This is a genomic window from Sphingomonas citricola, assembly GCF_019429535.1.
Lineage (GTDB): Bacteria > Pseudomonadota > Alphaproteobacteria > Sphingomonadales > Sphingomonadaceae > Sphingomonas > Sphingomonas citricola.
Genome location: NZ_JAHXZM010000002.1, coordinates 228,884 through 252,160, shown reverse-complemented (window position 1 = coordinate 252,160; position 23,277 = coordinate 228,884). Strand labels below are relative to the sequence as shown.

The window sequence follows — 23,277 nt, the reverse complement described above, 5'->3', positions numbered from 1 at the left end:
GCAAGGCCGTACGGCACATCTTCTGATGTGCCTCCTCCCTGAACCTCGGCCACCGTGCTTTTAGCACGGTGGCTTTTTTTTCATTCCGCCGCCTGCGCCAGATCGGAGCCGCTCGCGCCCGCCAGCGCCTCGTCGCGCAGCGCGTCGATGATCGCGCGGACGAGCATCACCGTGCGCGACAGCCCAGGTCCCGGCTGATCGAACCGCGTGTCGAGATAAAGCGCGCGATCGATCTCGAGCTGGATCGCGTGTACCTGCTCGGCGGGCCGCGCGTGGCATTCGAGAATATACCCACCAGCGTACGGACTGTTGAGCGCGTGCGCCAACCCCACGGCCTCGATCTCCGCCTCGACGCGCCGGGTGAAACGCCCGGCCGCCGCGCGCCCAAAGCGATCACCCACCACCACGCGGGTGCACCCGCCCGGCAGCGACGGCATCGAGTGGATGTCGAGGAGGATCGCGATCCCGAACCGGTCGCGTGCACGCGAGAGCGCGGTGCCGAGCGCGTGGTGATAGGGCCGGTGATCCGCCGCGATCCGCGCCTCCACCTCGTCCGCCCCGAGCCGCCGCCTCCAGATATCGCCGGTCGCGGCGGTCCGCCGGGGAACGATCCCCAACCCGGCGCGAACCTTGGCCGACAGGTGAGACCGCCGCGCCCCCTCGTCGAGCAGCGGATCGCGCTCGTGCTCGGCACGGTTGAGGTCGATCCACGCGCGCGGCGCATCCTGCAGCAGCAGCGTCTCGTCGCGGCGCGCCTCGAGCGCCACCGCGTCGACGAAGCGGTCCTCCAGCGCCGACAGGCTGGCGGGCGGCACCCGCAGCGATGCGGATAGCGCGGGCGGATAGGCGCGCCCGGCATGCGGCACCGACAGCACCACCGGGCTATCGGGCACAATGCTGCCGATGGTGCGGAACGATGCGGTCATCAGCAGCCGAGCGTATGGGAGCTTCGCCGCAGGGGCAACACCATGTGCCGCGTTGCGACGGCGTTCACCATTTCCGGCGGTGGAAATTTACGCCTTCGTTGGGCATAATCGCGGTCGTTCGATCGAGGGTGATGATGATCAAGATTTTGCTGGCTGAGGACGACGCGGTGATGCGCGAATATCTGACGCGTGCGCTGGAGAAGTCGGGCTATTCGGTCAGCGCGGTCGACCGCGGCACCGCGGCGCTGCCGCTGCTGGAGCAGGAGACGTTCGACCTGCTGCTGACCGACATCGTGATGCCCGAGATGGACGGGATCGAACTGGCGCAAAAGGCGTCAGAGATGGTGCCGACGCTGCGCGTCATGTTCATCACCGGCTTCGCGGCGGTGACGCTGAAAGCCGGCACCGCGATGCCGCAGGCGCGCGTCCTGTCCAAGCCGTTCCACCTGCGCGACCTGGTGATGGAGGTAGATCGGCTGTTCAACGTCAATGCGATGAATGAATTGAATTGAGTGCTTGCCATGCCCCCCGACCCCCGCTAGAGGCACCCCCCTCGGGCGTGTAGCTCAGTGGTAGAGCACTGTGTTGACATCGCAGGGGTCGCAAGTTCAATCCTTGCCACGCCCACCATGAAAGACCTCGTCGTCCCTTTGGGAAGGCGGGGTTTTTCCGTTGTGGCGTCGGTGGTTCGAGGGTGCCGAGGGCTTGGTCGGCCACGTTGATCTGATGGTCGCCGGGGGCATGCCCCAGGGCATCGCGCTCCACCATCAACATACTTCCTCGGTGCGCCGGATCGCGCCCGTAACTCGATTGCGGCCTCCCTGCCCTCTGAGCGCCCCTCGCCCGGTTCAGTCCGTGCTCGCCGCGGTGGCGACGAGGTCGACCACCCAGACCGTCGTCCCCCTGTCGAGATTGTGGTGATGGCGGTCGCAAACGCTCTTCAGAGAGCACGTTACGCAGAACCGATCGCTCTCAATCGCGGCGTGACATTGTTCGAGATGATAGAAGAGCATTGTCTCGTGGAGGAGGATCGCCGGCCCGACGGCCTGCGCCTTCATCCGGCTTTCCTGCGCGGCACGATGATGGTGGTACTCCCGCGACCTCATTGCCTCCTCCCGCATCGAGGATCAAGCGATTAGGTCCGTATCGGATTCGGTTCGATTCTGCAATGAGTCTGACGCGGCGGCCGGTCGGTGCGATGGGTCGATCTGGTTCAGATTTGGACGGCTTCGATGCGGCGATCTCGCCCGCCGTTGCGCGCGACCGATCGGCGACGTGGCGTGCGCTCAGGCGACAACCACCGCGCGCAGGCGCTGAGCGGACATGAGCTCGGCGGGCGCCCGTCGATCGGACCGGTACTGAGCGGCATCCGCGGAAGAGGCGAGGAGGCGGATCGCGAGATCATCGTAGAAGGCGCAGACGTCGAGGACATCGCGGCCGGTCGGCCACGCAACGGTGCCGACGCGGTATCGCCGCAGCGCAGCCGTACGCGGATCGATCCAACCGCTCGTCAGCCACTTGGCATCCGCCGTGTCGCCGCGGGTGACGAGACCCCGGCAATGGCGAAGGCACGCGCGCGAACGTCCCAGCGCGCGCAGCCGTCGCTGATCGTCCGGTGTGACGAGATCGTGTGCCAAGAGCGCAGCCAGCTTCAGCGCCGCGTTATGGCGCCTCGGCCCGACGGGCGGGGAGATTGCGTCGAGCAGATGGTGGAGAAAGCGATCAAGTTCGCCGAGGCAATTAGCCAGATAACGCGCCTGCACCAGATCGGTGAAATCGTGCCGAAGCAATGACGGAGCGCGGGTCGTGTGCATCCTGGCGCGCAGGAAACGCGTGCCCGCGTTCAGCGCGGCGCGGGCATGGGCGGCGGATCGAGGCTGGGTCAATCCGCCGGCTGACGCGACGCGGCGGTGCGGCGTCCGGTGTCGACCCGCTCCGCGCGGATCGCCATCGCGTCCCATGACGCGGCCGCGCGCTCGCAGCGTTCGCGGACGTTCTGCAACGTCGCCGTCGCGGCATCGCTCCGCTGGGTCGCGGCCTGGTTTCGGCAGAAGTTTGCGTCGTACGACATCGGTGGCACTCCTGATGGCAGCAAAGAGGGGAGGCAGCGAGATTGCCGCCGCCCCCGCACGATCACACGGCCTGGATGTTCACCGCAGCCATCTTGCCGCGCCGATCTTCCTCCAGGTCGTAGGAAACGCGCTGATTTTGTTGCAGTGTGACCATGCCCGCACGCTCGACCGCGCTGATGTGGACGAACGCGTCGTCGCCGCCCGTCTCGGGCGCGATGAAGCCATAGCCCTTGTCGGCGTTGAAGAATTTGACGGTGCCGGTGATGCTCATGTTCGTTCCTTTATTCGGGTCCGAACACATGCCCGCGACCCGTGGCCGCCGTGCAGGGAAGGAAGGAACGAGCCGCAAAGCCGAGAACCGTCGATTTGCGACTTTAGCTGATGCCCATATCGGGGATTGTTCGCGCGGATGTAAGGGGTGCGCAAAAATAAGACCGATGGCGGATCGGCATGGCCGACAATTTGGCGAAGACTTCGATCAGTTATGTATCTCGCGCACGTGCCTGCGGAAGACGGAACGACCTCAACCGCGCGCGACGATCAGCCGAGCGACCGCAGGATGACCTCGCGGACGTGAGTGTTCGCCGACGTGCCCGCCATCCCTGCCAAACCGATAAGGAACGCGCCGCATTCGTCGCCGAGCATGCTCTCGCCCGCCTCGATCATCGACCATGCACCGAAACGGGGAGACTGGATCGCGCGCCTCTCGGCGATCTCGATCGCGGTGTGACGCGGATCGGCGATAATGCGCTGCATCGTCGCGGTGACCGCCGGCTCGCTTCCCTCGAGCGCCTGCACGAAATGCTCACCGTCCGACCATAACATGCCGGTGACTCCCGCCGCCCGGTTACGCTCGGCGGCGTGCCGGACGATGTCGCGGAGTACCTCGCGCTGACCTGCGATGGCGGAACGACTGACATAGATCACGCGGTACATGGTCGGCCTAGCGTGCGGGAAGGACGTCGGGTTCCGCCGGGCGGACGATCGTGACGGCGGATTGTCCTCGCGCGATCAGCGAGCCGGCCGCAGCAGGGTGACATGAGGGGAAAAAAGACATTGTCCCTGCCGTGACTTGCGGGCCTGCGCGCGGGTGTTATGCCGGCAACACGCTTTCCCGTTTGTTCGGAGTGACGATGCGCCTGACCCTCCTAGCCGCCGCCCTGCTCGCCACCACCGTGCCCGCCGCGGCGCAGACGATCCATCAATATGGCGCACTCGCGATCGGGCCCGCGGGCGACCGGGTCGCGTCGATCGAGAGCGGCGAGGGCCACGGGGTCGTCACGCTGCGCGGCGTCGCCGACGGACGGGTGCAGCGCACGATCGATCCGTGCGCGACGTGCAGTTATTCGGGGCTGGCCTTCGCGCCGAATGGCGACCTCGTCTTCCTCGCGCGCGACAGCAAGGCGGGGAACGTCCGGCTGATGTACGCCGACGCGCGCGCGACGCGCACGATCGCGACCGTCGCGGGCATCGCGCAGACGCCGCGCGTCTCCCCCGACGGCAAGCGCGTCGCCTTGCTGGTCACGCTGGGCGCCGCGAAGGAAGCGGGCGCGACGCAGGCGGGCGTGCGGATGATCGGCGAGATCGGCGAGAAGAACGACGAGCAGCGGCTGGCGGTGTTCGACCTTGCGCGTGAGGCGCAGGCGGTGACGCCGCTGTCGCCCGCGGGCCGCTACATCTACGAATATGACTGGACCCCCGACGGCCGCGGCTTCGTCGCGACGACGGCGCTGGGCAACGGCGATAACAATTGGTGGGTCGCGACGCTCGACGCGATCGATGCGGGGACGGGCGCCGTACGCTCGATCGCCAGGCCCGCGACGCAGCTCAACCAGCCACGCGTGTCGCCCGACGGGCGCACCGTTGCGTATATCGGCGGCTTGATGAGCGATTTCGGCTCGATCGGCGGCGACGTGTTCACGGTGCCGCTCGCGGGTGGCACGCCGCGCAACATCACCGAGGGTGCCAAGTCGACCGTGACGACGATCGACTGGACGACGGGCGGCCTGCGCGCGGTGATGCTGGCGGGCGACCAGCTGCAGTTCGGCACGCTCACCCCCGGTCGCGCGGTCGCGCCCGCCTTTTCCAAGCCAGCGAGCTCGGCCGCGGGCGATGGCCGTGCGGTGTTCTCCGCCGACGGGCGCGTCGCCGCCGCGGTGGTGCAGGATTACGAGCATGCCCCCGCGATCTACGCCGGGCCGCTGGCGGGCGTGCGCCAGATCACGCACGACAATGACGCGCTCGCCGCGCCCGGCACCGCGCGCAGCGTGACGTGGAAAAACGAAGGCTTCGATAACCAGGGCTGGCTGCTCGCTCCCCGGAATGCGCCTGCGGGCAAGTCGCCGATGATCACGATGGTGCACGGCGGGCCGTCGGCGGCGAACATGCCCGGCTTCCTGGTGCCGACCAGCATGAATGCGGCATTGTTGAACGCGGGCTATTACGTCTTCCTGCCCAATCCGCGCGGCAGCTACGGCCAAGGCGAGGCGTTCACCGCCGCCAACCGGCGCGACTTCGGCGGCGGCGACCTGCGCGACATCTTGAGCGGCGTCGACGCGGTGACGCGGGTCGCGCCGGTCGACGGCAACCGCCTCGGGCTCGGCGGGTGCAGCTACGGCGGGTTCATGGCGATGTGGGCCAACACGCAGACCAACCGTTTTAAGGCGATCGTCGCGGGCGCGGGCCTGTCGAACTGGGTCAGCTATTACGGCACCAACGGCATCGACCAGTGGATGCTGCCGTTCTTCGGCAAATCGATGTACGACGACATGAAGGCGTACGAGGACGTGTCGGCTATCTATCAGGCGAACAAGGCGAAGACGCCCACCTTCATCTACGTAGGCGAACGTGACATCGAGGTGCCGCCGACACAGTCGATCGAATGGTGGCACGCGCTGAAAGACAACAAGGTGCCGGTCAGCCTGGTGATCTACCCCGACGCGGGGCATTGCGTCAGCGGCGCGGAACAATCGAAGGACGTGCGCGCGCGCTCGATCGCGTGGTTCGACCGTTACGTGAAGGCGGCGCGCTGACGCCGGACGGCGGCCCCGACTGTGATCGCGAGGCCGCGTCCGACGGCAAACTGCCGGTCGAGCGCCCCCGCGACCGGCTTTTTCTTGACTTTGCGCGCCCGATCATGAAGCGCGCAGGCTCAGGAAGAACGGTCGCGAGCGCCGCGCCGGGCACCAATCGGACAATTGCATGAGCTTCGCCGACCTCGGCCTCTCCGACGAACTACTCCGGGCGGTGGGCGACACCGGCTATACCGAGCCGACGCCGATCCAGGCGTCCGCGATCCCCTCCGTCCTGATGATGCGCGACATGGTCGCGATCGCGCAGACGGGCACGGGCAAGACCGCCTCGTTCGTGCTGCCGATGATCGACATCCTGGCGCACGGCCGCAGCCGCGCGCGGATGCCACGCAGCCTCATCCTCGAGCCGACGCGCGAACTCGCCGCGCAGGTCGCCGAGAACTTCGAGCAATACGGCAAGTATCACAAGCTATCGATGGCGCTGCTGATCGGCGGCGTGCAGATGGGCGATCAGGTCAAGGCGTTGGAAAAGGGCGTCGACGTGTTGATCGCAACGCCGGGCCGGCTGATGGACCTGTTCCAGCGCGGCAAGATCCTGCTGACCGGTTGTTCGATGCTGGTGATCGACGAGGCCGACCGGATGCTCGACATGGGGTTCATTCCCGACATCGAGGAAATCTGCACCAAGCTGCCGGCGCAGCGCCAGACGCTGCTGTTCTCCGCCACCATGCCCGCGCCGATCAAGAAGCTGGCCGACCGCTTCCTGACCAATCCCAAGACGATCGAGGTCGCGCGCCCCGCCACCACCAACACCAACATCACGCAGTGGGTGGTACCGGTGAAGGGACAGGCGTTCGAGAAGCGCAAGGTCGTGCGGCAGTTGTTGCGTGGTGAGGACGTGCGCACCGCGATCATCTTCTGCAACCGCAAAACGACGGTGCGCGAACTCAACAAGAGCCTGCAGGGCCACGGCTTCAGGAGCGGCGAGATCCACGGCGACATGGACCAGTCGGCGCGCATCGCCGAGCTGGAGCGGTTCAAGAACGGCGACATCAACATCCTCGTCGCCTCCGACGTCGCCGCGCGCGGATTGGACGTGAAGGGGGTCAGCCACGTCATCAACTTCGACGCGCCGTGGCACCCCGACGATTACGTCCACCGCATCGGGCGTACCGGTCGTGCGGGCGCAACCGGCGTCGCCTACACGATGGTCGGCCCCGACGATGCGGAGAACATCCAGAACATCGAGAAGCTGACCGGCGAGAAGATCAAGACGCTCGACGCGCTGCCCGCCGAGCGCGAAGACGAGCGTCCCGCCCGTGCACCACGCCGCGAGCGTAGCCCGCGGACCGAGCGCGCGCGGCGCGACGAGCCGGCCGCACCGCAGGCCGCTACCGCGGTGGCGGACGAGCGCGGCCGCGACGAGCAGCGCGTTGCGACCGCGCCGCGCCGCGACGCCGTGACGGAACGTACGAGCTCGTCGTCGGACCGATCGCGTGGGCCGACCGACGACCACCGGCGCGGCCAGTATGACGAACCGCGCCGCGGCCGGGGACGCCACGATCGCGCCGATGGTCCGGACGACGGCTGGAATGGCCCCGTGCCCGACTTCCTGCAGGTCACGCTGACGCGCTGATCGCGGCGGCGGTTCCGCCAGCCGGAACCGTTGCGCCACCGTGACGGTTCAACAGCCGATCGAGCGCGCGCCCGTCGCCGGGTTTTGGTGCGCCGGCAAACGGGGGCGTGAATAGATGGGATTGAGTGCGCGACGGATCGAGAACGGCGGTCTGGTGCTGTTCGTCGTTCTGGTGACGCTGTTTCTGGGCGCGATCGTATCGAGCTTCGCGGTCGCGTTGCTGTGGAGCGTCCTCGCCGCGATCCTGTTCCAGCCGCTCTATCGCCGGCTGCGCGCGCGTTTCCCGAACCGCGCCAATCTCGCCGCGTTGTTGACCCTGCTGATCATCACGGTCGCGGTGGTGATCCCGACGCTCATCGTCGGCACGATGGTCGTCGACCAGGCAAGCGGCGTCTATACGAAGGTCCGCAGCGGACAGATCAACTTCGCCGCCTATTTCCAGCAGGTCCACGACGCGCTGCCGGTCAAGCTGCAGCAACTGGCCGATCGCGCCGGGCTCGACAGTTTCGAGCGGACGCAGGCGCAGATTTCCAACGCGATCGGCAGCCGCGTCAGCATGATTGCGAGCCGCGCGCTGTCGATTGGTGCGGACGCGTTCGCCGCGGTGATCGCGTTCGGCGTCGGGCTCTACGTCACCTTCTTCCTGCTGCGCGACGGTGATCGGCTCGGCCCGGCGGTGTGTCGCGCGCTGCCGCTCGACCATGACGTGACCCGCCGGCTGGTGCACCGCTTCATCTCGGTGATGCGCGCGACGATCAAGGGATCGGTCATCGTCGGGCTGGTGCAGGGAGCGCTGGGCGCGATCACCTTCTGGCTGGTCGGCCTGCCCGCGGCGATGCTGTGGGGGCTGTTGATGGCGGTCGCGTCGCTGCTCCCCGCGATCGGCCCCGCGATCATCTGGGTACCCGTCGCGATCTACCTGCTGGCGACAAGTGCGGTGTGGCAAGCGGTCGTGGTGATCGTGTCGGGCGCCTTGGTGATCGGCAGCACCGACAACGTGCTGCGCCCGATCCTGGTCGGTCGCGATACCGGTATTCCCGACTGGGTCGTGCTCGTCACCACGCTCGGCGGCATCGAGCTACTGGGCCTGAGCGGGATCGTCGTCGGCCCCGTCGTCGCGGCATTGTTCATCACCGCGTGGCAGATCATGACCGAGCAGCGCGAACGCGGCGGCGGCGGCGACCACGATAGGGCCGCCTCGCCGGCACCCGGTCATGACGCGAGTGTCCCCACGCCTTGACCGACGGGCCGCCCTCCCCCTGCATCCTCGTCTGCGCGATGGATCGCGCGAGCGGGTTGTGCCTGGGTTGCTATCGCACGCTGGGCGAGATCGGCGACTGGTCGAGCGCGAGCGCGGACGAGAAACGCGCGATCCTCGCGCGTGTCGATGCGCGCCGCGTCGCGCTCACCGCTCGGCCGCCGCAATGAGTGCGTCGTCGATTGCGCGCGCACGCACCCAGGCGGGCCGATCGCGCAGGCGATCGAGGTAGCGCGCGAACGCCTCTCGCTTCTCCAGCATTCCGAACTGGATGAAGAAATCAACCGAACTGCCGACATAGACGTCCGCGGCGGTGAAGCGCGGCCCCGCGATGTAATCGTGCGCCGATACCGCGCCCTCGAGCACGTCGACCGCGCGCGCAAGATTGCCGTAGCCGATCATCGCCTCCTTCTCGGGCGGCAAGGTGACGCCCAAGTGGCTGTCCATCATCGCCGCCTCGACCGGGCCGGCGGTGAAGAACATCCAGCGATAATAAGACGCGCGTTCCTCCGCGCGCGGTGCGAGCCCGGTGTCGGGAAAAGCCTCGGCAAGATAGGCGCAGATCGCCGCCGTCCCGCTCACCACCACACCGTCGTGGATGATCGTCGGCACCTTGCCGAGCGGGTTGGCGGCGAGCAGCGCCGGGTCGGGTGATCCCCACTGCGTCACCATCGTCTCGTACGGCGCGCCGACCTCCTCCAGCATCCAGCGAATGATCCGCCCGCGCGACATCGGATTGGTGAAGAAGGTCAGCATCATCGACTCCTCGCGTGGAACATCAGGAGAACATGGACCCCCCTCACGCGTCAAGATAGCGGCGGAGGAAGGCGATGGTGCGCGACCAAGCGAGGTCCGCGGCGGCCTTGTCATAACGCTGCGCCGAGGTGTCGTTGTTGAACGCGTGGTCGACGCTCGGGTAGGTGTACGCCTCGACCGGCTTGCCCGCCGCCTTGAGCGCCGCCACCCACGGCTCGCCTGTCTGCGCGACGCGCGCGTCCTTGCCGGCGTAATGGAGCAACAGCGGCGCGGCGACCTTGCTCGCCTCTGCCGGATCGGGCGCCGGACCGTAATAAGCGACCCCCGCGCTCAGCCGGTCGCCGGCTGCAATCGCGACACGGTTGACGAGCGCCCCGCCCCAGCAGAAGCCGATCACCCCGACGCGCGTCGGCGGCGTGGCTGCGCCGGCGAAATGACGCACCACGCCCGCCGCCTCGGCGACGATCGTGTCGAGATCGGCAGCACCGATCATGGTGCGTGCCTTGTCCTCGTCCGCCGGGGTGCCGCCGGCGTCGGACAGGAAATCGGGCGCGACCGCGAAGAAGCCGGCGAGCGCCACACGCCGCGCGACATCCTGGATATGCGGCGTCAGCCCGCGGTTCTCGTGGAACACCAGCACGGTCGCGCGCGGACGCTGGCCGCGCGGCGTCGCGACATAGCCCTTGATCGGCTTGCCACCCGCGACTGGCACGCGCGCGTCGGGAAAGGTCTTCAACCGTTTGTCATCGGCGGGAATGATCGCGGCGGCGGCGGGCGACGCCGCGATGCCACCGATCAGCGTCTCCGCCGCGAGCGCGCTGCCGGTCAGCAGCGTCATCTCGCGCAGCAGCGTACGGCGATCGTGATGCTCGTGCGTGAAGCGGTCGTAGATCACGACCGCGCGGTCGCGGATGTCGTCGGCCATGCTCGTCTCCCTTGCCTTTGGTAAGGAGACTAACCGCGCTCAGCCGATTGCCAAGCCGCGTCGAGCGAGCGTCAGGCCTTCTCCAGCGTGCATTGCAGCGGGTGCTGGTGCTGGCGCGCGAAGTCCATCACCTGACTGACCTTAGTTTCGGCGACTTCGTAGGAGAATACGCCGCAGACGCCGACGCCCTTCTGGTGGACGTGGAGCATGACGCGCGTCGCTTCCTCGGCGTTCATCCGGAAGAAGCGCTGAAGGCACAGGACGACGAACTCCATCGGCGTGTAATCGTCGTTGAGCATCAGCACGCGGTAAGGCGTCGGCTTCTTCGTCTTGGCGCGCGTACGCGTCGCGATCCCGACGCCGGTGCCCTCACCGTCGCCGTCGTCGCCGCGCCGCTCGGCCATCAGGTACGGCGGAAGAATATGTTGCTGGTCGGACATCACGCGCACGCCGCAAAATATGGCAACAGACCGCCCGAGGGCAAGGCCCGCGGACACGAAAAGGGCGGCCGGACATATCGCCCGGCCGCCCGCTTGATCACGTGATCGGCGATCAGGCCGCGGTGCGCACCTTCTCGGCGGCGAGCGCGACGCGGTTCTGGATCGGCTGCGCGATCTCACCGACGAGCTTGAGCGTCGCCTCGGTCGAGCGCGAGGTCTCGGCGACCAGCGCGTCCATCGAGTTGCGGAGATACTCGCCCTGCAGCTTGAACAGGTCGGCGGGCGAGCGGACCTCGGCCATCGACTTCAGCGTCTGCACCGTCGCGTCGAACGACTGCTTGGCGAACGCGGCGCGCGCCTGCGTCATCGCTTCCAGCCCCTTGAACGCGACGCGGGTCGATTCGACCATCGCCTCGACGTTGCCCTGACCGAAGGAGGTCATGTCCTCGAACGCCTGCTTGCCCTTGCCCATCGCGTCCTGCGCATTGGCCTGCATCGTCTCGGCGGTGTTCTGCATCGTGTCGGTCATGGTGTGGTCCTCTTCGCTGGTGGGTGCCGTCATTGCGGCGGTCGTTGTCTGGTCGATGGGCGGGGAAGCGCCGGGCTCGTCGGCCGGCGTCGGAGCCGGAGCCGGAGCCGGAGCCGGAGCCTGAGCCTGAGCCGCGGGCGCGTCGACCGGCAGATGCGCGATCGCTTCGATCATCTCTTTGATCGGCTGGTCGAGGGCGACGGTGTCGGCACCGCCGGTGTCGATCCCCGCCGCGAACGGCACTGCGACGCCGGCGCGCTTCGATGCGCGGGGTGCTCGCTTGGGCTTAACCGGATCGGCCACGACGCTTCCTCACCTTTCTTTGCTGCACTGCACAATAGCGATTTGCCGGGGCAACTTCAAGTTCCGTTGTGCAGTGCAACAAAGAGGATCAGCGCTGGCGCACGTAGCTCCCGGGCGCGGGTTCTAGCGCGGGCAATGTGCCACCGCCGGGTTGGCGCGCGCCGCTGGCCTCGACCGCCTCCTCGCCGTAGCCGCGCAGCCACGCGATCCAGTCGGGCCACCAGCTTCCCTTCGTCTCGCGCGCTCGCGCGACGAAGTCGGCGAGCGTGTCGGCCGGGGCGGCGTCGGCGTCGTCGAGCGTCCAATGCTGGTATTTGTCTGCGGCCGGCGGATTGACGACGCCCGCGATATGACCCGAGCCTGCGAGCACGAAGCGTGCCGGCCCGCGGAAATGCTGCGTCAGCTCCCACACGCTCTCCGCGGGCGCGATATGATCCTCGCGCCCCGCCTGGATATAGGTCGGCGTCTCGACGCGCGTGAGGTCGAGCGGCGTGCCGTTCACCGCCAGCCGCTCCGGCTCGACCAGCAGATTGTCGCGGTAGAGATCGGTCAGGTAGCTGTGGTGCCAACTGCTCGGCAGATTGGTCACGTCGCCGTTCCAGTGGAGCAGGTCGAAGGCGGGATAGTCCTTCCCCAGCAGATAATTGTTGGTGACGTAGTTCCAGATCAGGTCGCGCCCGCGCAGCAGGTTGAACGTCGCCGCCATGTAGCGCCCGTCGAGGAACCCCTCTGGCGACAAGGAGCGGATCAGCGCCAGTTGCTCGTCGGTCACGAAATGCTTGAGTTCGCCCGCATTGGCGAAATCGACCTGGGCGGTGAAGAAGGTCGCACTCTTCACCTTGTCGGCCTCCCCGCGCGCGGCGAGATAGGCGAGCGTCGCGGCGAGCGTCGTGCCCGCGACGCAGTAACCGATCGCGTGGACGCTCCCCACGCCCAGCAAGTCACGGATCGTGTCGACCGCGTCGATCTGCGCGGACACGTAATCGTCCCACGTCACGTCCGCCATCGACGCGTCGGCCGACTTCCACGACACCATGAACACGCTGACGCCCTGCTCGATTGCCCAGCGGATGAAGCTCTTTTCGGGTGAGAGATCGAGGATGTAGAAGCGATTAATCCACGGCGGGAAGATGACGAGCGGGGTTTCCAGCACGCGCTCGGTCGTTGGCGCGTAATGGATCAGCTCGTACAGCCGCGTGCGCTTCACCACCTGTCCGGGCGTGGTCGCGATGTTGCGCCCGAGCTCGAACGCGGTCGCGTCGGTGTGGGTCAACTGCCCGCGCCCCAGATCGGCGACGAGGTTCTGCATCCCCTTGACTAGGTTCTGGCCGTTGCTGGCGATCGCCTCCTGCATCACCTGCGGGTTGGTGAAGGGGAAATTGGACGGGCTCATCGCGTCGATGAAGCCTTTCGCGGCGAAGCGGAGCTGCGCCCGCTGCGCCTCGTCCACCCCGTCGAGCGCGTCGACCCCGCGCAATAGATGGTCTGACATCAGCGCGTAGCTCTGCCGGATCCAGTCGAACGCGGGGCTGCGCCACGCCTCGTCGGCGAACCGCTTGTCCTTTTCCGGCGCGGGTGCGGTCGCGGCCGGGGTCATGAAGCGTTCCCACAAGCCGAGCTGGTCGCGCCAGAAATCGGCCACCTGTCGCGCCGCCTGCCCCTGCGCGACGCCGGGCAGCGCCTTGCTCGCCTCGACCATCGCGGCCTGCGCGCCCGTCATCAGCGTGGTCCATTGCTCGACCGCGGCGGCGGCGGGCGATCTGGGCGCGCCGCTGCCCGATCCTGCGTTGCTCGATCGATCGGCCACCCGCACCTCTCCCGTTTTACTGTCCGCGCGTGGCTTATCTTTGCCGCCGCGAAGCAGAACCGCCATTAGTATCTAGCGGCGTTCGTCCGTATAGTGAACGCGCGAAAGGGAGCATGATGTCCGACGAATTCTACCGCATGAAGCGTCTGCCGCCGTACGTGATCGCGGAAGTGAACGCGATGCGGGCAGCGGCGCGCGCGGGCGGCGAGGACATCATCGACCTCGGCATGGGCAACCCCGACCTACCCCCGCCCGACCACGTGATCGAGAAGCTGATCGAGGTCGCGAAGAAGCCCGATGCGCACGGTTATTCGGCGTCGAAGGGCATTCCCGGGCTCCGCCGCGCGCAGGCGAACTATTACGGCCGCCGCTTCGGCGTCGAGGTCGATCCCGAGACCGAGGTCGTCGTGACGATGGGGTCGAAGGAAGGGCTCGCCAGCCTTGCCACCGCGATTACCGCGCCGGGCGATGTGGTGCTCGCGCCCAATCCGTCCTATCCGATCCACACCTTCGGCTTCATCATCGCGGGCGCGACGATCCGCGCGGTGCCGACGACCCCCGACGACGCTTATTTCGAGAGCCTCGAGCGTGCGATGAACTTCACCGTGCCGCGCCCGAGCGTGCTGGTGGTGAATTATCCGTCGAACCCGACCGCGGAGGCGGTCGACCTCGCCTTCTACGAACGGCTGGTCGCCTGGGCACGCGACAATGGCGTGTGGATCATCTCCGACCTCGCTTATTCCGAGCTCTATTTCGACGGCAAGCCGACGCCCTCGATCCTGCAGGTGAAGGGCGCGAAGGACGTCGCGATCGAGTTCACCTCGCTCAGCAAGACCTATTCGATGGCGGGCTGGCGGATCGGGTTCGCGGTCGGCAACAAGACGCTGATCGCGGCGATGACGCGGGTGAAGTCCTACCTTGATTACGGGGCGTTCACGCCGATCCAGGCGGCGGCGTGCGCGGCGTTGAACGGCTCACAGGACATCGTCGAGAAGAACCGCCAGCTCTATCACAAGCGCCGCGACGTGATGGTGGAAAGCTTCGCGCGCGCCGGCTGGGACATCCCCGCCCCGCCCGCCAGCATGTTCGCCTGGGCGCCGCTGCCGCCCGCGCTCGCGCATCTCGGCAGCCTCGAATTTTCGAAGCAACTCCTCACCCACGCGCACGTCGCGGTCGCGCCCGGCGTCGGCTACGGCGAGAACGGCGAAGGCTTCGTGCGGATCGCGATGGTCGAGAACGAGCAGCGACTGCGTCAGGCCGCGCGCAACGTGAAGCGTTACCTGCAATCGATGGGCGTCAACACGCCCGGTCGTGCCAGCGTTTGACGCGCTTGGTACAGGGAGGCACGCGCCCCACCACGCCGAGCCCCGGCGCGGCGAACGTGGCCGGTACGCTGGGGAGCATCTGCCGATGACGGTCAATCCGCTCTACTCGCTCGCGGGCGTGCTGGTCGGCATGCTGGTCGGATTGACCGGCGTCGGCGGCGGATCGCTGATGACTCCGCTGCTCGTGCTGTTGTTCGGTTTCCACCCGACCACCGCGGTCGGCACCGACCTGCTCTACGCCTCGGCGACCAAGGCGGTTGGGACGACGGTGCACGGTTCGCGCGGGACCGTCGAATGGTCGGTGGTCCGGCGGCTGGCGATCGGCAGCGTGCCCGCGACGATCGTGACATTGCTGCTGCTCAGCCGCGTGCCGCGCTCCGACGACACGAGCAGCGCGATCGCGCTGATCCTGGGTGCGGCGTTGGTCGCGACCGCGGTGGCGCTGTTCTTTCGCGCGCGGATCGTCGCCGCGCTTGGTCCGCGCTTCGCCGGCATGTCGCCGCGGCGGCTGACGGGGCTGACCGTGCTGCTGGGCGTCATGCTCGGGGTGATGGTATCGCTCACCTCGGTCGGCGCGGGCGCGCTCGGCATGACCGCGCTGCTGATCCTCTACCCGCAACTGCCGGTGAACCGGCTGGTCGGGTCGGACATCGCGCACGCGGTGCCGCTGACGTTGATCGCGGGGCTGGGGCATTGGTGGATCGGCTCGGTCGACGTGAGCCTGCTCGTGTCGCTGCTGCTCGGGTCGATCCCCGGCATCATCGCGGGCAGCCTGATCGCAACGCGCGTGTCCGATCGCGTGCTGACCCCCGTCCTCGCCGCGACGCTCGCAATCGTCGGCGTGCGGCTGTTCTTCTGAGCCTTCATCGCATGACCCGACCCGGCTTCGCTTTTTCCACCCGCTTCAAGGTCCGCTACGCCGAGATCGACGGGCAGAAGATCGTCTTCAATTCTCGCTATCTCGAATATGCCGACGTCGCGGTGACCGAATTCTGGGACTGGACCGGGATCGCGCAGGCGCTGGGCGACGAATGGCGCAACGCCGAGTTCAACGTCCGCCGCACCGAGATCGATTACCTGGCGCCGTTCCGCCTCGGCGACGAGGTCGAGGCGTTCGTGCGGATCGAGAAGCTCGGCACCACCAGCATCACCAAGCGGTTCGAGCTGGCGAACCCCGCGACCGGCACCTTGTGCTGCGCGATCACGATGGTGAGCGTTCACGTCGATCTGTCGACGGGCCGCCCCGTGCCGCTATCGGATGCGATCCGCGCGCATCTGGAGCGTCTGCCCTCCGGGTGATCCCGCGATCAGCCGGCGCGCGCCGCCTGATCCTCGACGTCGCCGGGTAGCGCCCAGTGGAGGTCGCCCTTGCCCAACGGGCGGCCGTCATGGCTCAGCACCGCGACCTGCTGGATCGGGCGTCCGTCGCGGACGTCGACCAGGATCGGGAATGCCGGGCTGCCCGTCTCCCACCGCTCGCCCCATTGTCTGAGCGCGACCATCGTCGGCAGCAGCGCGAACCCCTTCTCGGTCAGATTGTAGACGATCTTGCGCCGGTCCTCGGGCACGCTGGCGCGTTCCATCAGGCCGTGATCGACGAAGCGCGCGAGTCGGTTGGCGAGGATGTTGCGCGCGATGCCGAGCTCCTGCTGCAGCTCCTCGAAATGATGCAGGCCGTTAAACGCGGCGCGCAGGATCAGGAACGCCCAGCGATCACCCATCAGTTCCAGTGCCGCGGGCAGCGAGCATTCCGCCAGATTTTCACGCACTTGACCCATTACGCATCCTCTTCGCGGGCGAACCTAGCGCAAGGCGCGGGCTCGCCGAAACGCTTTTCACCACGCCATATATAGGTTGCTATTTGATACTCGCACATGCGAGTTTCTACTTGAAACTAAGATTGACGCGAGCTAGGTAGTGATTCGCAACTATTCTTCACGGAGCCTCCCCATGATCCGTCGCATTGCTTCCGCCATCGTCGCTACCGCCGCGATCCTCGCCGCCGCCGGCGTGCAGGCCGAGACGCCGACCGGCTATTACGTCGCCACCCCGGTTGCGAAGGTCGAGAAGACCCGTCTGATCACGCGCTCGACCCTGTGGTCGCAGCAGAACGGTGCCTTCGTCGCCGCCCGCGCGCCCGAGCGCGACACCGTGTTGTGCCAGCTCGTCGCGCGCGACGTCGGCGGCCTGTCGGCGTTCAGCGTCGGCGGCAAGGCGTATGACGATGCGCAGCTCGAGAAGTGCAACGGCAAGGCGAAGCTGCCCGCGCAGAACGTCGCCGCCAACTAAGCAGCATTCCTCAAGCTTTTTAAGCTTCCCCAGGTCGCGGCCCCTCTCCGCCGCGAGCTCGTGAGCCCCGGTCGCAACTCCCGCGACCGGGGCTCTTTTTATTCGCTCGATCAGACCGGTCGAAGCAATTGTGTTGCAAAGCAGCAGCCAATCACCCCATCCTAGCGACGTGCTCAGACAGTACGAATTGGTCGACCGGGTGCTCGACTACGACCCCGACGCCGACGAGGCGATGCTCAACCGCGCCTATGTCTTCTCGGTCAATGCGCACGGCACGCAGAAACGTGCCAACGGCGACCCCTATTTCAGCCACCCGATCGAGGTGGCGGGCATCCTGACCGAACTCCACCTCGACGACGAGACGATCGCCACCGCGATTCTGCACGACACGGTCGAGGATACCGTCGCGACTCCGCAAGAAATCGAGCGGATCTTCGGCAGCAACGTCGCGCGGCTGGTCGACGGCGTCACCAAGCTCAGCAAGATCGAGGCACAGACCGAGAGCGAGCGCGCGGCGGAGAATCTGCGCAAGTTCCTGCTCGCGATGTCGGGCGACATTCGCGTGCTGCTGGTGAAGCTCGCCGACCGCCTCCACAACATGCGCACGCTGCACTTCATCGCGAAGCCCGAGAAGCGGCGCCGCATCGCGAAGGAGACGATGGACATCTACGCCCCGCTCGCGGAGCGGATCGGCATGTACGAGTTCATGAAGGAGATGCAGACACTCGCCTTCCGCCAGCTCGAACCCGAGGCATACGAATCAATCACCAAGCGGCTCGCGCTGCTCAACGAGGGCGGCGGCGACCGGATCGCCAAGATCGGTTCGGGGCTGAAGCTGCTGCTCGCGCGCAAGGGGATCGAGGGCGAGGTGACGGGGCGCGAGAAGCACCCGTATAGCATCTGGCGCAAGATGCAGGAGCGCCACATCAGCTTCGAGCAACTCTCCGACATCATGGCGTTCCGCGTCATCGTGCCGACGATCGAGGATTGCTACAAGGCGCTGGGCATCATCCACGGGCGCTGGCCGATGGTCCCCGGCCGCTTCAAGGATTTCATCTCGACGCCCAAGCGCAACGGCTATCGCTCGCTTCACACCAGCGTGATCCACGCCGAGAACCGCCGCATCGAGATACAGATCCGCACGGAGGAAATGCACGCCGAGGCCGAGTTCGGGCTCGCCGCGCACTGGGCGTACAAGCAGGCGGGCGACCATGCCGCCCCGGTCGATCTCGACAACAAGCCGAGCTGGATCGCCGATCTGGTCGAGATCCTCGACAATGCCGAAACGCCCGAGGAACTGCTCGAGCATACCCGCATGGCGATGTACCAGGATCGCATCTTCGCCTTCACCCCCAAGGGCGAGCTGATCCAGTTGCCCAAGGGCGCGACGCCGATCGACTTCGCCTACGCGGTCCACACCGATCTGGGCGATCAGGCGGTCGGCGCGAAGATCAACGGCCGCGTCGTTCCCTTGCGCACCCCGATCGAGAACGGCGATCAGGTACAGGTCCTGCGTTCAAAGGCGCAGGAGCCGCAAGCGAACTGGCTGTCGTTCGCGATCACGGGCAAGGCGCTCGCCGCGATCCGCCGCCACCTGCGTCAGGTCGAGCGCGAGCAGTCGATCGCGCTCGGGCGCAAGCTCTACGACGACATCGTCCACCGCCTGCCCGCCACCCTCGCCGCCGACGCGATGACCCACGCACTCGCGCGGTTGAAGTTGCCCGACGAGGGCGCTTTGATGCAGGCGATCGCGCGCAAGACGCTGACCGACCAGCAGGTGATGGAAGCGTTGATGCCCGGTTCCGCGGGCGCCGACGTCGCGCACGCGCCGCAGTCGAGCGCGATCTCGATCGAGGGGCTCGCACCCGGCGTCGCCTATGAGCTGGGCACCTGCTGCCACCCGGTGCCGGGCGACCGCATCGTGGGCCTGCGCCGCCCCGACGCCTCGATCGAGGTGCACGCGATCGACTGCGCGACGCTCGCCGACCTCGCCGATCGATCGGAGGAAGAAACCGACTGGATCGACGTCAAATGGGGCAACAAGACCGAGGGCGCGACCGCGCGCATCTCGGTCGAGGTCAAGAACGAGCCCGGCACGCTCGGCAGCCTCGCGACGATCATCGGCCAGCACAAGGCCAATATCATCAACATCCGGCTCGACAGCCGCGACACGCAATTCCACACCAACACCATCGACGTCGAGGTCCACGACGCGCACCAGCTGATGCGCCTGCTCGCAGCGCTTCGCGCCGCCGACATGGTGAACGCCGCCGAACGCGTGTGATCGCAGGCCCCGTGCTGAATGTCGGAACCGGGTAACGCGACCGGCGGCCTCGCGCGTCCGCCCGATGGCTGCTCGCAAAACTAGTCGTCGCGATCGTACTCCAGCCGGCATGTGTCTTACCCCCTTGCAACACCCGCGCGGACGGTTAGGCTCGCTTCCCTGACCTTTCCCCTCGCACAGGATGCCCGCATGGATCGCCGCCATTTTCTCGCCGCCGGAACCGCAACCGCGGCGATCGCCGCGCTGCCCTTCTCGCGCGCGCTGGCGCAGACCGCAGCGAACGCCCCCGCCACTCCCGTCCCCGCGACCCCGGCCCCCGGCGATGCGAGACTGACCGCTGCGTTCGACCGCGTGCTGGCGGAGACGGTCGCCAACTCGCCCGAGTTCGCGACCTCGCTCGGCTTCGACAAGGGTGCCAACGCCCATCTGCGCCACGAACTCGGCGACAATTCGCCCGGCGCGCTCGCAAAGGATCTCGCGCGCGCGAAGCAGATGCGCGCGTCGGTAGCCGCGGTCGATCCGGGCACGCTGTCGCCGCAGGCGAAGATCGACCGCGAGGTGGTGCTCTACAACATCGACTCGCAGATCGTCGGTCCCGAGCGGTTCGGGCTCGGCTCGCCGCAGGGGCCGTACGCGATCACGCAACAGGACGGCGTCTATTTTTTTCTGCCCGACTTTCTCGCCTCGACCCACCCGGTGCAGACCGCCGACGACGCGCAAGCCTATCTCGATCGCCTTGCGCTGATGGGCCGGCAGCTCGACAACGAGAGCGCGGTGCAGCGGCAGGAGGCAGCGAAGGGCCGCGTCGCGCCCGATTTCTCGCTCGACCTGACGCTGGGGCAGATGGCGAAGCTGCGCGGGGCGCCCGCGGGCGAGAGCGGGCTGGTTCAGTCGCTCGTCACCCGCGCCAAGGCGGCGAACCTGCCCGGCGACTGGCAGGCGCGCGCGACGAAGATCGTCGAGACGCAGGTCTATCCGGCACTCGACCGGCAGATCGCGCTGGTGAAGGAACTGCGCCGCAACGCGCGCTCGGCAGCGGGCGTCTGGGCGATCCCCGGCGGCGACGCGCTCTACGCCGCGGCGCTCGCGCAATCGACCACCACGACGCTGTCGCCCGACGAGGTGCACCGGATGGGGCTGGAACAGGTCGCCGATCTGTCGGCGCAGCTCGACACGATCCTGAAAGGTCAGGGCCTCACGCAAGGCAGCGTCGGTGCACGGCTCGATCAGCTCAACAAGTCGCCGGCGCAGCTTTTCCCCGACAGTGATGCGGGACGCGCCGCGCTGCTCGACAGCCTCAACCAGGGTGTGCGCGCGATGCAGGCGAAGCTGCCGCAGGTGTTCAGCAACCCGCCCAACGCCCCGCTCGAGATCAAGCGCGTCGACCCCTCGATCCAGGACGGCGCACCCAACGGTTATTATTTCCGCGCGCCCCTCGATGGCTCGCGCCCCGCGATCTACTGGATCAACCTGAAGGGCGTCGGCGACTGGCCCAAGTATACGCTGCCCAGCCTGACCTATCACGAGGGCGTGCCGGGGCATCACCTACAGATCTCGACCGCACAGCGCGCGCCGACGCACCCGTTGCGCAAGATCGCATTCTTCAACGCCTATCTCGAAGGCTGGGCGCTCTACGCCGAGCAATTGGCGGACGAGATCGGCGGTTACGCGACGCCGGTCGAGCGCGCGGGTTATCTGCAAAGCTTCCTGTTCCGTGCAGCCCGGCTGGTCGCCGACACCGGCATCCATACCAAGCGCTGGACCCACGCGCAGGCGACCGACTATTTCGTCAACACCGTCGGCTTCGCGCGTGGACGCTCGCAGCGCGAGGTCGAGCGCTACTGCGTCTCGCCGGGGCAGGCGTGCAGCTACAAGATTGGCCATGCCGCGTGGCTGCGCGCGCGCGACAATGCGAAGCGAATCGCGGGCGCGAAATTCGACATCAGACATTTTCACGACGTGCTCGAATCGGGCGCGATGCCGCTGTCGATGCTCGAACGCATCGTCGCGGAGCGCGCACGCGCGATCGCCTGACGCATGGGTGCCTGACGCGCGAGGCGGCGCCCGCTTGCAACCCTGATGGCTCCTCCCGCATTGTGTCCGCATCGGGAGGACCATCATGCGTTATCTGTTCGCCGCCACCGCGCTCGCCGCGGTAACCATCGCCACGACCACCGCGCCTGCGGTGGCGCAATCGGGCGGCGTCCGCGCGATCTCGGCGAGCGAACGGTCGCAGGGCGCGCAGGCGAACCCGCAGTTACTCGCGGAATTCGGCGGCAAGTACGACGGCCCGCAAGCCGCCTATGTCGAGCAGGTCGGCAAGCGCGTCGCGGTGCAATCCGGGCTGTCGAACGCGCAAAACGATTTCACCGTCGCGCTGCTCAACTCGTCGGTGGAGAATGCCTTCGCGATCCCCGGCGGCTATATCTACGTCACCCGGCAGCTGATGGCGTTGATGAATTCCGAGGCCGAACTCGCCTCGGTGATGGGGCACGAGGTCGGCCACGTCGCCGCGCGACATTCGGCCGCGCGCAACCGTACCTCGTCGATCGGGGGGCTCCTGTCGGGCGTCGTCGGTGCGGTCGCGGGCAACGGCGCGATCGGGCAGTTGCTCGGCGCAGGCGCGCGGCAGGCAGCGGGGCTCTACACGCTCAAATACGGGCGCGATCAGGAATATGCCGCCGACGGGCTAGGAGTGAAATACATTACCGCCGCGGGGTACGATCCCTATGCCGCTGCCGAAATGCTCGCGCAGTTGAACGATTCGACCGGGCTCCAGTCGCAGATTGCAGGGCGCGATGCCAATGCGGTGCCGACCTGGGCCTCGACCCACCCGAACGGCGCGGACCGCATCCGCCGCGCACGCGCGCTGGCGCAGGCGACGGGCAAGCCCGACGACGCGCCCGCGCAGGACACCGCCTTCCTGCGCCGGCTCGACGGCCTGCGCTACGACGACGATCCCGAACAGGGCGTGATCGACGGCCAGACGTTCCGCCACCCTGGATTGCGCGTCCGCTTCACCGCGCCCGCAGGCTATCAGATCGCGAACGGCACCGACGCGGTGACCGTCACCGGCGCTGCCGGACAAGCCCAGTTCCGCACCGCCCCCACGACGAGCGACCTGTCGGGCTTCGTCACGCAGCGGTTCACCAGCCTCGGCGCGTCGGTGACCGGCGAGGTCCGCACCGGCAGCGCGGGCGGCATAACCTATGCCTATTCGACGGTGCCGGCGTCGGCGAGCGGACGCGCCGTTGACGCGACGATCGTCGCCTACCGCTTCCCGTCGGCGACCTACAGCTTCACCTTGGTGACGCAGGGCGGTGCCGGGATCGGTGCATTCGCGCCGCTGGTCGAGAGCGTCGCTGCGCTGTCGGCGGGCGAGGCCGCCACGATTAAGGGCAAGCGCATCCGCATCGCGACCGTCAAGGCGGGCGACACCGTCGACACCTTCGCGCGCCAGATGGCCTATGGCGATTACCAGCGCGAGCGCTTCCTGACGCTGAACGGCCTCGCCGGTGACGCACGCCTGACCCCGGGAATGCTGGTCAAGCTGGTCGTCACCGCCTGAGGAGGCGGTACGGCACGGCTCACGGGGCTGGCGGCTCACCGGGAGGGCGGCTGACCGGGCGGGCGACGCGACGGATCGCCCGCGCTCGCCCTTTGCCTTAACGGCGGCAGTGCTTTACCCCGCGCAG

24 protein-coding genes and 1 tRNA gene are annotated in these 23,277 nt (G+C 67.4%); 14 read left to right on the top strand and 11 right to left on the bottom strand.

Annotation, left to right across the window (positions count from 1 at the left end; all coding sequences use genetic code 11):
• Positions 1-80: 80 nt before the first annotated feature.
• On the bottom strand, positions 81-926 hold the full coding sequence (locus KZ810_RS05065; protein ID WP_219767923.1) for an N-formylglutamate amidohydrolase: 846 nt from the start codon (positions 924-926) through the stop codon (positions 81-83).
• Between the two features lie 134 nt (positions 927-1,060).
• Between KZ810_RS05065 and cpdR the strand changes: the two genes are divergently transcribed.
• Both cpdR and KZ810_RS05055 read left to right on the top strand, forming a co-directional pair.
• Positions 1,061-1,438 carry a cell cycle two-component system response regulator CpdR gene (cpdR, locus tag KZ810_RS05060; RefSeq protein WP_308461494.1) on the top strand — a complete coding sequence of 126 codons (378 nt, stop codon included), beginning with the start codon at positions 1,061-1,063 and terminating at the stop codon, positions 1,436-1,438.
• 43 nt (positions 1,439-1,481) lie between these two features.
• A tRNA-Val gene (locus tag KZ810_RS05055) sits at positions 1,482-1,556 on the top strand.
• A gap of 218 nt (positions 1,557-1,774) precedes the next feature.
• Here KZ810_RS05055 and KZ810_RS05050 read toward each other — a convergent pair.
• Positions 1,775-1,984: a hypothetical protein gene (locus KZ810_RS05050; RefSeq protein WP_219767921.1), complete on the bottom strand. Its 210-nt coding sequence runs from the start codon at positions 1,982-1,984 to the stop codon at positions 1,775-1,777.
• A gap of 195 nt (positions 1,985-2,179) precedes the next feature.
• Between KZ810_RS05050 and KZ810_RS05045 the strand changes: the two genes are divergently transcribed.
• Positions 2,180-2,719 (top strand): hypothetical protein, encoded by a 540-nt coding sequence (locus tag KZ810_RS05045; RefSeq protein ID WP_219767920.1) that lies wholly within the window; start codon positions 2,180-2,182, stop codon positions 2,717-2,719.
• An 89-nt stretch (positions 2,720-2,808) separates the two neighbouring features.
• Here KZ810_RS05045 and KZ810_RS05040 read toward each other — a convergent pair whose 3' ends face one another.
• From KZ810_RS05040 to KZ810_RS05030, 3 genes are all read right to left on the bottom strand, one after another.
• A complete protein-coding gene (locus KZ810_RS05040) occupies positions 2,809-2,997 on the bottom strand; it encodes a hypothetical protein (RefSeq protein ID WP_219767919.1) in 189 nt (62 codons plus the stop codon).
• A 62-nt stretch (positions 2,998-3,059) separates the two neighbouring features.
• Complete coding sequence (locus KZ810_RS05035) at positions 3,060-3,269, bottom strand: cold-shock protein (protein WP_219767918.1); 210 nt, start codon at positions 3,267-3,269, stop codon at positions 3,060-3,062.
• Positions 3,270-3,538: 269 nt separating this feature from the next.
• Entirely contained in the window at positions 3,539-3,934 is a 396-nt protein-coding gene (locus tag KZ810_RS05030) for a BLUF domain-containing protein (protein ID WP_219767917.1), read from the bottom strand.
• 197 nt (positions 3,935-4,131) lie between these two features.
• Here KZ810_RS05030 and KZ810_RS05025 point away from each other — a divergent pair, with 197 nt between their 5' ends.
• From KZ810_RS05025 to KZ810_RS05010, 4 genes are all read left to right on the top strand, one after another.
• Positions 4,132-6,030, top strand: a complete 1,899-nt coding sequence (locus tag KZ810_RS05025; protein ID WP_219767916.1) for a S9 family peptidase — start codon at positions 4,132-4,134, stop codon at positions 6,028-6,030.
• Between the two features lie 169 nt (positions 6,031-6,199).
• Positions 6,200-7,666, top strand: a complete 1,467-nt coding sequence (locus tag KZ810_RS05020) for a DEAD/DEAH box helicase (protein WP_219767915.1) — start codon at positions 6,200-6,202, stop codon at positions 7,664-7,666.
• Positions 7,667-7,781: 115 nt separating this feature from the next.
• Positions 7,782-8,906 carry an AI-2E family transporter gene (locus tag KZ810_RS05015; RefSeq protein WP_258044455.1) on the top strand — a complete coding sequence of 375 codons (1,125 nt, stop codon included), beginning with the start codon at positions 7,782-7,784 and terminating at the stop codon, positions 8,904-8,906.
• Positions 8,903-9,094: a DUF1289 domain-containing protein gene (locus KZ810_RS05010; RefSeq protein WP_258044454.1), complete on the top strand. Its 192-nt coding sequence runs from the start codon at positions 8,903-8,905 to the stop codon at positions 9,092-9,094. The genes KZ810_RS05015 and KZ810_RS05010 overlap by 4 nt, the downstream gene beginning before the upstream one ends.
• On the opposite strand, the gene KZ810_RS05005 is transcribed toward KZ810_RS05010, so the two are convergent.
• The 5 genes from KZ810_RS05005 to KZ810_RS04985 form a co-directional block, all read right to left on the bottom strand.
• On the bottom strand, positions 9,072-9,683 hold the full coding sequence (locus tag KZ810_RS05005) for a glutathione S-transferase family protein (RefSeq protein WP_219767914.1): 612 nt from the start codon (positions 9,681-9,683) through the stop codon (positions 9,072-9,074). The two genes, KZ810_RS05010 and KZ810_RS05005, sit on opposite strands and share 23 nt — an antisense overlap.
• Before the next feature lie 40 nt (positions 9,684-9,723).
• Positions 9,724-10,605, bottom strand: a complete 882-nt coding sequence (locus KZ810_RS05000; protein ID WP_219767913.1) for a dienelactone hydrolase family protein — start codon at positions 10,603-10,605, stop codon at positions 9,724-9,726.
• Between the two features lie 71 nt (positions 10,606-10,676).
• Entirely contained in the window at positions 10,677-11,009 is a 333-nt protein-coding gene (gene clpS, locus KZ810_RS04995) for an ATP-dependent Clp protease adapter ClpS (RefSeq protein ID WP_219768365.1), read from the bottom strand.
• 148 nt (positions 11,010-11,157) lie between these two features.
• Positions 11,158-11,877, bottom strand: a complete 720-nt coding sequence (locus KZ810_RS17350; RefSeq protein WP_219767912.1) for a phasin family protein — start codon at positions 11,875-11,877, stop codon at positions 11,158-11,160.
• Between the two features lie 88 nt (positions 11,878-11,965).
• Entirely contained in the window at positions 11,966-13,684 is a 1,719-nt protein-coding gene (locus KZ810_RS04985) for a PHA/PHB synthase family protein (protein WP_308461493.1), read from the bottom strand.
• Between the two features lie 116 nt (positions 13,685-13,800).
• Between KZ810_RS04985 and KZ810_RS04980 the strand changes: the two genes are divergently transcribed.
• From KZ810_RS04980 to KZ810_RS04970, 3 genes are all read left to right on the top strand, one after another.
• On the top strand, positions 13,801-15,009 hold the full coding sequence (locus KZ810_RS04980; protein WP_219767910.1) for an LL-diaminopimelate aminotransferase: 1,209 nt from the start codon (positions 13,801-13,803) through the stop codon (positions 15,007-15,009).
• Positions 15,010-15,094: 85 nt separating this feature from the next.
• Positions 15,095-15,868, top strand: coding sequence for a sulfite exporter TauE/SafE family protein (locus KZ810_RS04975; RefSeq protein ID WP_219767909.1), 774 nt, complete (start codon positions 15,095-15,097; stop codon positions 15,866-15,868).
• Between the two features lie 11 nt (positions 15,869-15,879).
• Positions 15,880-16,308: an acyl-CoA thioesterase gene (locus KZ810_RS04970; protein ID WP_219767908.1), complete on the top strand. Its 429-nt coding sequence runs from the start codon at positions 15,880-15,882 to the stop codon at positions 16,306-16,308.
• 8 nt (positions 16,309-16,316) lie between these two features.
• Here KZ810_RS04970 and KZ810_RS04965 read toward each other — a convergent pair whose 3' ends face one another.
• Positions 16,317-16,787, bottom strand: a complete 471-nt coding sequence (locus KZ810_RS04965) for a winged helix-turn-helix transcriptional regulator (protein ID WP_219767907.1) — start codon at positions 16,785-16,787, stop codon at positions 16,317-16,319.
• A gap of 172 nt (positions 16,788-16,959) precedes the next feature.
• Between KZ810_RS04965 and KZ810_RS04960 the strand changes: the two genes are divergently transcribed.
• From KZ810_RS04960 to KZ810_RS04945, 4 genes are all read left to right on the top strand, one after another.
• Positions 16,960-17,298: a CC_3452 family protein gene (locus KZ810_RS04960; protein ID WP_219767906.1), complete on the top strand. Its 339-nt coding sequence runs from the start codon at positions 16,960-16,962 to the stop codon at positions 17,296-17,298.
• A 169-nt stretch (positions 17,299-17,467) separates the two neighbouring features.
• A complete protein-coding gene (locus tag KZ810_RS04955) occupies positions 17,468-19,582 on the top strand; it encodes a RelA/SpoT family protein (RefSeq protein WP_219767905.1) in 2,115 nt (704 codons plus the stop codon).
• Between the two features lie 189 nt (positions 19,583-19,771).
• The gene (locus KZ810_RS04950) at positions 19,772-21,616 is read left to right on the top strand and encodes a DUF885 domain-containing protein (RefSeq protein WP_219767904.1); all 1,845 of its coding nucleotides are present in this window, start codon (positions 19,772-19,774) and stop codon (positions 21,614-21,616) included.
• 85 nt (positions 21,617-21,701) lie between these two features.
• Entirely contained in the window at positions 21,702-23,150 is a 1,449-nt protein-coding gene (locus KZ810_RS04945) for a M48 family metalloprotease (protein ID WP_219767903.1), read from the top strand.
• Positions 23,151-23,277: the final 127 nt, after the last annotated feature.

What these genes read in the sequence shown, in the direction of transcription:
- KZ810_RS05065 (WP_219767923.1), bottom strand. Translation starts at nt 926, where the DNA reads ATGACCGCATCGTTCCGCACCATCGGCAGCATTGTGCCCGATAGCCCG.
- cpdR (WP_308461494.1), top strand. Translation starts at nt 1,061, where the DNA reads ATGATCAAGATTTTGCTGGCTGAGGACGACGCGGTGATGCGCGAATAT.
- KZ810_RS05050 (WP_219767921.1), bottom strand. Translation starts at nt 1,984, where the DNA reads ATGAAGGCGCAGGCCGTCGGGCCGGCGATCCTCCTCCACGAGACAATG.
- KZ810_RS05040 (WP_219767919.1), bottom strand. Translation starts at nt 2,997, where the DNA reads ATGTCGTACGACGCAAACTTCTGCCGAAACCAGGCCGCGACCCAGCGG.
- KZ810_RS05035 (WP_219767918.1), bottom strand. Translation starts at nt 3,269, where the DNA reads ATGAGCATCACCGGCACCGTCAAATTCTTCAACGCCGACAAGGGCTAT.
- KZ810_RS05030 (WP_219767917.1), bottom strand. Translation starts at nt 3,934, where the DNA reads ATGTACCGCGTGATCTATGTCAGTCGTTCCGCCATCGCAGGTCAGCGC.
- KZ810_RS05025 (WP_219767916.1), top strand. Translation starts at nt 4,132, where the DNA reads ATGCGCCTGACCCTCCTAGCCGCCGCCCTGCTCGCCACCACCGTGCCC.
- KZ810_RS05020 (WP_219767915.1), top strand. Translation starts at nt 6,200, where the DNA reads ATGAGCTTCGCCGACCTCGGCCTCTCCGACGAACTACTCCGGGCGGTG.
- KZ810_RS05015 (WP_258044455.1), top strand. Translation starts at nt 7,782, where the DNA reads ATGGGATTGAGTGCGCGACGGATCGAGAACGGCGGTCTGGTGCTGTTC.
- KZ810_RS05005 (WP_219767914.1), bottom strand. Translation starts at nt 9,683, where the DNA reads ATGATGCTGACCTTCTTCACCAATCCGATGTCGCGCGGGCGGATCATT.
- KZ810_RS05000 (WP_219767913.1), bottom strand. Translation starts at nt 10,605, where the DNA reads ATGGCCGACGACATCCGCGACCGCGCGGTCGTGATCTACGACCGCTTC.
- clpS (WP_219768365.1), bottom strand. Translation starts at nt 11,009, where the DNA reads ATGGCCGAGCGGCGCGGCGACGACGGCGACGGTGAGGGCACCGGCGTC.
- KZ810_RS04980 (WP_219767910.1), top strand. Translation starts at nt 13,801, where the DNA reads ATGTCCGACGAATTCTACCGCATGAAGCGTCTGCCGCCGTACGTGATC.
- KZ810_RS04975 (WP_219767909.1), top strand. Translation starts at nt 15,095, where the DNA reads ATGACGGTCAATCCGCTCTACTCGCTCGCGGGCGTGCTGGTCGGCATG.
- KZ810_RS04970 (WP_219767908.1), top strand. Translation starts at nt 15,880, where the DNA reads ATGACCCGACCCGGCTTCGCTTTTTCCACCCGCTTCAAGGTCCGCTAC.
- KZ810_RS04965 (WP_219767907.1), bottom strand. Translation starts at nt 16,787, where the DNA reads ATGGGTCAAGTGCGTGAAAATCTGGCGGAATGCTCGCTGCCCGCGGCA.
- KZ810_RS04960 (WP_219767906.1), top strand. Translation starts at nt 16,960, where the DNA reads ATGATCCGTCGCATTGCTTCCGCCATCGTCGCTACCGCCGCGATCCTC.
- KZ810_RS04950 (WP_219767904.1), top strand. Translation starts at nt 19,772, where the DNA reads ATGGATCGCCGCCATTTTCTCGCCGCCGGAACCGCAACCGCGGCGATC.
- KZ810_RS04945 (WP_219767903.1), top strand. Translation starts at nt 21,702, where the DNA reads ATGCGTTATCTGTTCGCCGCCACCGCGCTCGCCGCGGTAACCATCGCC.